Below are 7,388 nucleotides of genomic sequence, written 5' to 3'. Positions count from 1 at the left end.
CATCCCCCTGCCCACCTCTCTGCTATTAACGCTTGTAATGCTTAACACACCTTACTTTTCGCTTTTCTTAGTGCCATTCGTCCATAATCCACTTTCTACACTAAATCGGGGTCTTCGCCTAATTCTCGCAGCTTTTGCGCCAGTCTCTCTGCCCGTTGGCGCTCTGACGTGGCTTGTTGCTGTTCCCGCGCAGCTATTTCCTCTGGCAGCAAAACTAAATTGAAGGCGCGATCGTAGAAGCGCAGCCAATCACACGTTCCAGTCGGCGGCTCTCGGCGGATACTACCTTGCCAAGTGCCCAGCCACAATTCTAAAGTTTCGCACCACAACCAACCGCGCTCGTTCGGGATCAGGGGTTGGTAGCCGCGCCCTAATTCCAAGTGCCATCCCACCAGCTCTTCGGCAGCAAAAGGATCGTAGATGAAGTAATCTGGAGTGCGAAACACCCGCTCGTACAAATCTTTTTTCACTCCGCGATCCACATTTGCCGTACTGGGTGACAGTAATTCGACAATGACATCGGGATAGCGACCGTCTTCTTCCCAGACAACCCAACCCTGGCGCTCGCGGCTACCATCTACATCCAAGGCAACAAAAAAATCTGGACCGCGAAAATCGCGATTCATTGCTTGATTGCGGCTGTAGTAGACAAACATATTGCCACCCGCAAAAAAGTCCGACCGATCGGACAGTGCCGAGAGTGCCGAATCGATTAACACGTTCATGGCAATCCGGTGGCGGTTAGTTTCCAATGGTTCTCCATCGTCAAAAACGAGATCGCTGGGTGGTTCTGGTGCTGACCAGTCTACTACAGACTTTTCCTGCCCAATTGCGGTTTCGTGGGACATGGCGGAGTAGCGGCAATCTGCCTGACTCGAGGTGAGCGACAAAAACCGAGTCGGTCAACTTATGAATTGGTCAACTTATGGTTTTAGTTTTATCAGTATATCACCCCCCTTATATAAAATAATATCCTTTTATCTTTTATCCGACTAAACTACGACTAAATTAGAAATAGTACAAGTGTTCTATAAACTTGACCTCTGAAGTTGTACAATACAGAAGATTGTTGTCAGTTAATTTCTATGCCTTCACCCTTTCCAGGGATGGACCCATACCTTGAAGGATATTTGTGGTCGGACGTGCATTCGGCATTGGCAAACAAGATTCGCCAGGTGCTAGTGCCGCTACTGCGTCCTCGCTACACGGCCAGGCTGGAAATTTATTTAGTGGAAGATAACGCTCCAGAAGCCGAAGTCGGTATTCTCTACCCCGACGTAGAAGTACTTCAGGTTCGTGCCGCTTCAACTGGTGCGCTACAACTAACTCAGTCTGGTACGCTTGCTACGACACCCGCTCAATTAACGCTACCCGTGCTGCAACCAGTTGAAATCCGCGTGCCAACTGTGGAAATCCGCGACACCGCACTCAACGTCTTGGTAACTTGCATCGAAATTCTGTCTCCCGTCAACAAGCGCGAACCTGGATTGACTGGATACCGCCAAAAACGCCAACGCCTTTACCAAGCAGGTGTCAACTTAATTGAATTAGATTTGCTACGCCGAGGCAGTCGCCCTTTCAACCATCCGCGTTTACCAAACGTGCCATATTTAATTGAGCTAACTCGCGCCTCTTCCGGCGTAGTGGAAGTTTGGACGTTGGGGTTGCAAGATCGATTGCCCGTGATTCCCGTACCCCTGCGCCAACCCGACCCTGACGTGCCGCTTGACTTGGCTGCTGTTTTTAATGCTATTTATGATGAGGCAGCCTACGATTTGTCAATTGACTATCGACAAGCACCACCGCCTCCACCGTTATCCGAGTCGGATGCCCTTTGGCTGGAAAACCTACTTGCACCGTTGAGGGGGTAGTGATGTCTCGCCCCAGCCAAGAAAAATGCAGGTTATGCTCGAAGTTGAGCGTCACTGAAGCCAAGCTCAAACACGGAACTGATGGCGATCGCTGTTGGGATGACGAGCACTGCCACAATCGCCGCTCCTACTATCGCCACCGTGGAGTGCGAAACTACAATCGCAAACAACACCGCCGCCAATCGATCGCGCCAGAACTTTCGTCGCCAACGCATACAGCAATTCTGGAAATTCCCGCTCCCGCAGCTCCAGCAGCGATTGCTCACTTCTACAGAGAAACCAAAGATTCACCCCTACACGCAATTGGAGCCGAATTATGGATGGGAAACCATCGAGTCGCAAAAATCGAACCCGTGCATTGTTTGGGATTAGCGGAGTCACAAGTGAGAATGCTACTGATGAGGATATTAGAGGGATTTTCTAGTCACAGTAGAGTCAAAATCGATCGCTTTCGTTCTTCGGTAGAACTGCATCCCATCAACTGCCCGATTCGCCCTTGTCCAATACATCCCAATAGCTAAAAACGTGGTGGAAATCGTACAGCTCGAATTGGATTTGTGGCAGGCATTGGATGATGCTACCGCTGCTCCCGAAACGGCGGACGTGCGATCGCTGCTGCTATCTTTAGATCGGGCGATGGAGCATTGCGATCTGGCGCAACAGCTGGCAATTGGATCTGAGGGGCTAGCGCGAATCGTGGCAGTTCACGCGGCGCGAGCAGAGTCACTGATTTGGGAATGGTCAAGCCAGTACAATCCGACCGAACCAGTTGTCGATGCCGATGAATGTGCCGATCTATTCGTGCAGTCGCTACACTTGGATTTGTCGGATTTACTCGAACCACCCCAAGCAGTACAGTATCCCCAAAATCGACAGCCCCCAACTGCGATCGCTACTAACAACTCTCTTGTCGGACAAGTAGATAAATCGGCAGTATTGGTAATGGTCGAACAACTAGAGGCAGAAGATAATTCCACCTTATCTGATGCAGAGCAAAAAGATTTCATAGTTGCGCTTGCTCATACTGAAGATTTTTCGCTCTGCAAGCGCGCGATCGCCGATTGTTTTGTGGGTATGTCAACCAGGTGCTTACCATTAGTCGAGCTGGTAGAACAGATAGATTCTTCAACTACACTAAAGTCGGAGTGGAAAATGAGATTAGTCAAAACTTGGTTAGCTGTTCTGTCGGGAGACTTTGAGTTAGAACAACGGGAAGATTTTTACAGCCCTACTGGGATCTGGGTTTCTATGCTTGATATTTCTGCCTGACAGCTAAGAAATAGTTCATCGTGAATCGGCAACGAGCTATAAAAAATTAAAAGTTAGTCAACAATTAGTTAGCCGTTCAACTCATCATAATAGCATTTCGCTATAGCTATGCTACAATTTTGCTATCAAGATCGAGGCGATCCTATGGTAAATATTAGTTTGCGGGACGTACCTGACGAGCTGTATCAGCAGCTCAAGCAAATGGCTGAACTTGAACGGCGTTCGGTTAACCAGCAGATTTTGATATTGTTAGAGCGCTCTCTAAAACTCCATCAGCGTCCTAGCGCTGAAGTTTGGCAACAGATTGAGCAGCGACGAGAGGTAATTAGAGCGCGAGTTGGACTCACGCCCGACTCAGCCGAACTAATTGCCGAAGATCGGAGTCGTTAATGCTATTAGTCGTCGATAGTAATGTCGTGGCAAAATGGTTCTTTCCCGAAGAGTTACAGCAACAAGCGCTTGCCTTACAATCTGACTGGATGGCAGGGGTAGTGGACTTGGTAGCACCAGATTTGATTTTGACGGAAGTTAGTAACATTACTTGGAAAAAACAGCGTTTAAGCTTAATTACCCCAGCAGAAGCGATCGGCGCTATTGAGGATCTACTGCTACTCTCCATTCCCACAGTGGAATCACAAACCGTTCTACGTCAAGCCTATAGCTTAGCCAGTCGTTTTGACCGCACGATTTATGATGCGCTGTATCTAGCACTTGCAGCTTTCATGTCAGCCAAACTCGTCACCGCCGACTTGCGGTTGTACAATGCCGTAAGTTCGCACCTGGAACTCGTCCAGTTTTTAGGCAATTACTAGTGCCGTTCTGTCTGGGCGATGGCGATCGCTAATCGGATGCAGCACGATGGCAAGGCGATCTCTCTGCTGGCACGACAACAAGGTTTAGGAATGCCGTTGGTTGAAGTTTGGTCAGGGCTACTCCTTACCCAGAATTAGCGATATGAATGGGCAATTCGGGATGTTTTCAAAGAGCGCTCTAGATGAAATCTGCTTGGAGCAGAAACAGACTCCAACTCAAATTTCCTTGCACGATCGACCTAAAACTCCTGCAAGGCTAAAACTACTTCCGCTTCAATCATAGGGACAAGACTCCCAGACATCACTCGCCTGCTCCCGCTCAATCTCCCTCAACTCTTGCTGCCACTGAGAATAGGTGGATGAGTTCGATGGGGATACGTTTAAAGCTTCCCAGCGCTTTGGCGAGCTTGGCACTGCCGCTGTTTCATCGCTCGCTTGCTCCTCAACAGGTGCTTCTGGAGACTTTATCGGTTGTGCAGCCTGGTCCAGAGAAGGCATTCTCGCTCTAGAATCAGCGCTTTCTTCGGTCTTTTCAGGACGCTGGCGTTTGATTAATTTCCGGTATTTTTCCATCATAGAGTCGTCAGGGATGAGGGAATCTGCTCTACCTAAGATAGCAAGCGCGGCAGAGGTTACACGCACTCGTTCTTTGGATAGCCACTCCTCGCTATGATGGGTTGCTTGTGCGGGTTGCTTGCAGAGCAGAAATGCTCTCGGACTTTTTGACCAATAGCTTAGCCGCGATGGTTGTTTTGCGTTTGTGGAGCATGATTGAAGAGCATACTGCACGTATCGCATTGCCCTCTACCAAGCGTCGTTATACCCTCACTTTGTGATTTGCTCGTTTAACCAGTACGGGTCTAGGTTTTTTCTTTTTAGACTTTGGATCTTCAATTGCTCGCAAGCCTGGTGGACGACAACTCTCGCAGTACAGTGGTCTAGATCCATAAGTCTCGCGTTCTGTGGGCTGAGTGCACTGTTGACAAATGAATTTGTACAATCGCGTGTGAATCGTGCGCTCGTGCGCCCGAACTGTGAATTCTCTAACAAAAACCTTCTTTGATGGCATAGATCGAGCTGAACTATTTAGATTTTCGACTTTTCTTCTTCTTTCACCACTTTGAGGTTTAGCTCAAGTGGCAGATCGTTGATTATTCAATCGTTAGCGTTTCCCAGCTTTTCCCGAATTTCTCTAGCTTTAACTTCTAAAGCAGAAAGTAAGTTTCTTAATTGCTTTGGCTGGACGCGATCGATCTTTGTTGCTGAAACTTCACGAATTAGAGAACTAATCTGGCGATTTGGCTCAGCTTTTTTTTCAGGATCGCGTTCAGCAATGATTTTGGCAACCAGAGAACGGGTTTGGGCTATTGTCAGCTTTTCTTGTAAAACCCTTGTTGTAGCCTCTTGTCGAATTTGCTCGGCAACAGTTTCCTCAACGACTAAATTTTTGGCGCTTAGTTGTTGAAGAGAACGAGCATGGTTAGCACCCAGTCCTAACTTCCAAATCGCTGTCTTTAAGTCTAGCGACAGTCGTAAGCAGGGGAGGACGTTGGCATCTACAGATGCCGGATTTTGCTGAAAACGTAGTAAGAGCAGAAATACATTCTGCTCAGTCTCGTCTAAATCAAAATCCTTAATGCCTTCTAGCTGCTCTTCTCTAGTTGCACTGACTAGTTGAGTTAATCTTGGTAATAGTCTTTTGGTATTTAGTCTAGCGATCGCTCTCCTGAGCGCTTTTACCACCTCTTCCTGCTCGATTTTTAACACCAACTTAGCTTGCTGAATCAATCCCTCAGCCAAATCTAACTCATTGAGATTTTCTCGATGCAAGCTAGTTAACAGCGTGCGTGCATGTAATTCCTCTTCTGAAAGTTCCTTTGGCAGCATGACTGCATCCAGTGTGGCAATTTCCGGTTGCAAGTATTCTGCAACTGCCCTCCATCTCCGTTCGCCATCGAAGATGAGATTTCCTGGGAGCAAAATGATTGGCTCTTGTTGCCCTTCTTCTCGAATCGAAACAGCCATGCTATGAATGCTGTTTGGCGGGAATGTTTGCCTTGCTTGTTTTGGGTTGGGTTTAACTTCATTAAAGTGGATTTTAGAAATCCCAGATGCCTTGAGCTGCTCTCTTAGCTCTTCAATGGTTTGATTCAGGTGAGTGCTTTCTGCTTGAGCAAATTCACCCTTTGTTTGCTCGGCTTTCAATCTCGTAATTTCGGCTTGCAGTGCTTCTATCCGTTCTTCTAACTCGAAGACTTGCTGTGAGCCAGCTGCTCCGGCAAACATCCCAAGTACACTTGGCTTGCTTGACTTTGACATTTATTAACCTCTAATCGCTTTAAGTTCTTGAATTAATGCATTCACAATTGGCTGAAAATCTTCTCTTGCCCCTTTCCCCGGTCGATATATTCCTAAAGGTAATCCCCGACCGGAAGCGTTTAAGATGTCAGCAGATTCGCGAATCGGGCTAAAATACTGAATTCCTAAGTTTTGACAGACAATAGGGAGTTCTTCCACAATACTTCTGTGCGCTCCCCAATCACTTTTCCACCGAGTCGGCACCATTCCTAAAATTTGGGGAGTTGGTCTTAACCGCAGTTGCTTGCAGTTGTAGTAGTACCACTCAATCATCGCCGCAGCACTTTGTGAAGCTTTGTACTCAGGTTGAATGGGAATGAGCACGTGAGTAGAAGCTGCCAGCGCCGTCAGTGGCAAAGGTTCTAGAGTTGCAGGACAATCAATAATCACAAAGTCATGTGGTAAAGGGTAATCGCTGAGGCGGTCTGCCAGAATATAAGCTCCGCGTAAATCTTTGGCGATCGTCCGAATTGTCTGATGCAACTGTTTACCACCTTTACAAACTTGGATTTTGTCAATCTTACTTTGCCAAGCAGCAATCAAAGGCCAGTCTCCTTTGAATTCTGAATCGTAGACATCAGCCATTGTTCCTGGAGCTTCAACTTTCCCCAACCCACAGAACAATGTCAGTGATTCGTTGGGATCGATATCTAGTAGGGCTACTGAATAGCCACGAACTGCTATTTCATAGGCAAGATTATAAGAAACAGTACTTTTAGCCACTCCTCCGGCATTCGTCTCAATAGAAAGGATTAAGTTGGCTTGCATAGTTTTTTCTTTTTTGATTAACTTTATCTCATGCTCCAAATTTCTGAGATAATGTTATATCAGTTTTGCAAGTGAGATGGCGATCTGATGTTACATCATTTTCAATAAATGTATCAGGTGACAGGCTTAGTAGAAGAGTTAAAAGTCAACTGTCATTCATTGTTATAGTATTTTAAAGCTCGCTTCATTTCTCTTACTTATGGTAAGGACGAGTCAAATTATTTACACGTTTCTCAGAGAAATTTACGAGTGCATTTGTACTGAGTAAAATAGCAGAGGATAGTTGAATCGGCTGTCCGATCGTGTCGCG

The 7,388-nt window shown here is 46.9% G+C and carries 10 protein-coding genes; 5 read left to right on the top strand and 5 right to left on the bottom strand.

Annotation, left to right across the window (positions count from 1 at the left end):
- Positions 1–95: 95 nt before the first annotated feature.
- On the bottom strand, positions 96–848 hold the full coding sequence (locus DSM107010_RS33705) for a Uma2 family endonuclease (RefSeq protein WP_127025067.1): 753 nt from the start codon (positions 846–848) through the stop codon (positions 96–98).
- A 237-nt stretch (positions 849–1,085) separates the two neighbouring features.
- Here DSM107010_RS33705 and DSM107010_RS33700 point away from each other — a divergent pair, with 237 nt between their 5' ends.
- The 5 genes from DSM107010_RS33700 (at position 1,086) to DSM107010_RS33680 (ending at position 3,952) form a co-directional block, all read left to right on the top strand.
- Positions 1,086–1,871 carry a DUF4058 family protein gene (locus DSM107010_RS33700; protein WP_106168112.1) on the top strand — a complete coding sequence of 262 codons (786 nt, stop codon included), beginning with the start codon at positions 1,086–1,088 and terminating at the stop codon, positions 1,869–1,871.
- Between the two features lie 2 nt (positions 1,872–1,873).
- Positions 1,874–2,392: a hypothetical protein gene (locus tag DSM107010_RS33695; protein WP_106168113.1), complete on the top strand. Its 519-nt coding sequence runs from the start codon at positions 1,874–1,876 to the stop codon at positions 2,390–2,392.
- Between the two features lie 4 nt (positions 2,393–2,396).
- A complete protein-coding gene (locus tag DSM107010_RS33690) occupies positions 2,397–3,140 on the top strand; it encodes a hypothetical protein (protein ID WP_127025064.1) in 744 nt (247 codons plus the stop codon).
- 108 nt (positions 3,141–3,248) lie between these two features.
- Positions 3,249–3,530 (top strand): FitA-like ribbon-helix-helix domain-containing protein, encoded by a 282-nt coding sequence (locus DSM107010_RS33685; protein WP_199755948.1) that lies wholly within the window; start codon positions 3,249–3,251, stop codon positions 3,528–3,530.
- Complete coding sequence (locus tag DSM107010_RS33680) at positions 3,530–3,952, top strand: type II toxin-antitoxin system VapC family toxin (RefSeq protein ID WP_127025061.1); 423 nt, start codon at positions 3,530–3,532, stop codon at positions 3,950–3,952. Before DSM107010_RS33685 ends, DSM107010_RS33680 begins: the two co-directional genes overlap by 1 nt.
- Before the next feature lie 273 nt (positions 3,953–4,225).
- On the opposite strand, the gene DSM107010_RS33675 is transcribed toward DSM107010_RS33680, so the two are convergent.
- The 4 genes from DSM107010_RS33675 to DSM107010_RS33660 all read right to left on the bottom strand — a co-directional run bounded on the left by DSM107010_RS33675 (position 4,226) and on the right by DSM107010_RS33660 (position 7,078).
- Positions 4,226–4,750: a hypothetical protein gene (locus DSM107010_RS33675; RefSeq protein WP_127025058.1), complete on the bottom strand. Its 525-nt coding sequence runs from the start codon at positions 4,748–4,750 to the stop codon at positions 4,226–4,228.
- A 19-nt stretch (positions 4,751–4,769) separates the two neighbouring features.
- A complete protein-coding gene (locus tag DSM107010_RS43375) occupies positions 4,770–5,021 on the bottom strand; it encodes a hypothetical protein (protein ID WP_127025055.1) in 252 nt (83 codons plus the stop codon).
- 86 nt (positions 5,022–5,107) lie between these two features.
- On the bottom strand, positions 5,108–6,271 hold the full coding sequence (locus DSM107010_RS33665) for a ParB/RepB/Spo0J family partition protein (protein ID WP_106171442.1): 1,164 nt from the start codon (positions 6,269–6,271) through the stop codon (positions 5,108–5,110).
- Positions 6,272–6,274: 3 nt separating this feature from the next.
- The gene (locus tag DSM107010_RS33660) at positions 6,275–7,078 is read right to left on the bottom strand and encodes a ParA family protein (protein WP_106171440.1); all 804 of its coding nucleotides are present in this window, start codon (positions 7,076–7,078) and stop codon (positions 6,275–6,277) included.
- Between the last annotated feature and the right edge of the window lie 310 nt (positions 7,079–7,388).

Origin of the sequence: Chroococcidiopsis cubana SAG 39.79 (genome assembly GCF_003991895.1) — a bacterium.
GTDB lineage: Bacteria > Cyanobacteriota > Cyanobacteriia > Cyanobacteriales > Chroococcidiopsidaceae > Chroococcidiopsis > Chroococcidiopsis thermalis.
Note: the sequence above shows the minus strand (reverse complement) of the source record. Positions and strands in the feature narration are given on the sequence as shown.

Excerpts from the sequence above, each read along its gene's own strand:
- DSM107010_RS33705 (WP_127025067.1), bottom strand. The coding sequence starts at position 848 with ATGTCCCACGAAACCGCAATTGGGCAGGAAAAGTCTGTAGTAGACTGG.
- DSM107010_RS33700 (WP_106168112.1), top strand. The coding sequence starts at position 1,086 with ATGCCTTCACCCTTTCCAGGGATGGACCCATACCTTGAAGGATATTTG.
- DSM107010_RS33695 (WP_106168113.1), top strand. The coding sequence starts at position 1,874 with ATGTCTCGCCCCAGCCAAGAAAAATGCAGGTTATGCTCGAAGTTGAGC.
- DSM107010_RS33685 (WP_199755948.1), top strand. The coding sequence starts at position 3,249 with ATGCTACAATTTTGCTATCAAGATCGAGGCGATCCTATGGTAAATATT.
- DSM107010_RS33680 (WP_127025061.1), top strand. The coding sequence starts at position 3,530 with ATGCTATTAGTCGTCGATAGTAATGTCGTGGCAAAATGGTTCTTTCCC.
- DSM107010_RS33675 (WP_127025058.1), bottom strand. The coding sequence starts at position 4,750 with ATGCGATACGTGCAGTATGCTCTTCAATCATGCTCCACAAACGCAAAA.
- DSM107010_RS43375 (WP_127025055.1), bottom strand. The coding sequence starts at position 5,021 with ATGCCATCAAAGAAGGTTTTTGTTAGAGAATTCACAGTTCGGGCGCAC.
- DSM107010_RS33665 (WP_106171442.1), bottom strand. The coding sequence starts at position 6,271 with ATGTCAAAGTCAAGCAAGCCAAGTGTACTTGGGATGTTTGCCGGAGCA.
- DSM107010_RS33660 (WP_106171440.1), bottom strand. The coding sequence starts at position 7,078 with ATGCAAGCCAACTTAATCCTTTCTATTGAGACGAATGCCGGAGGAGTG.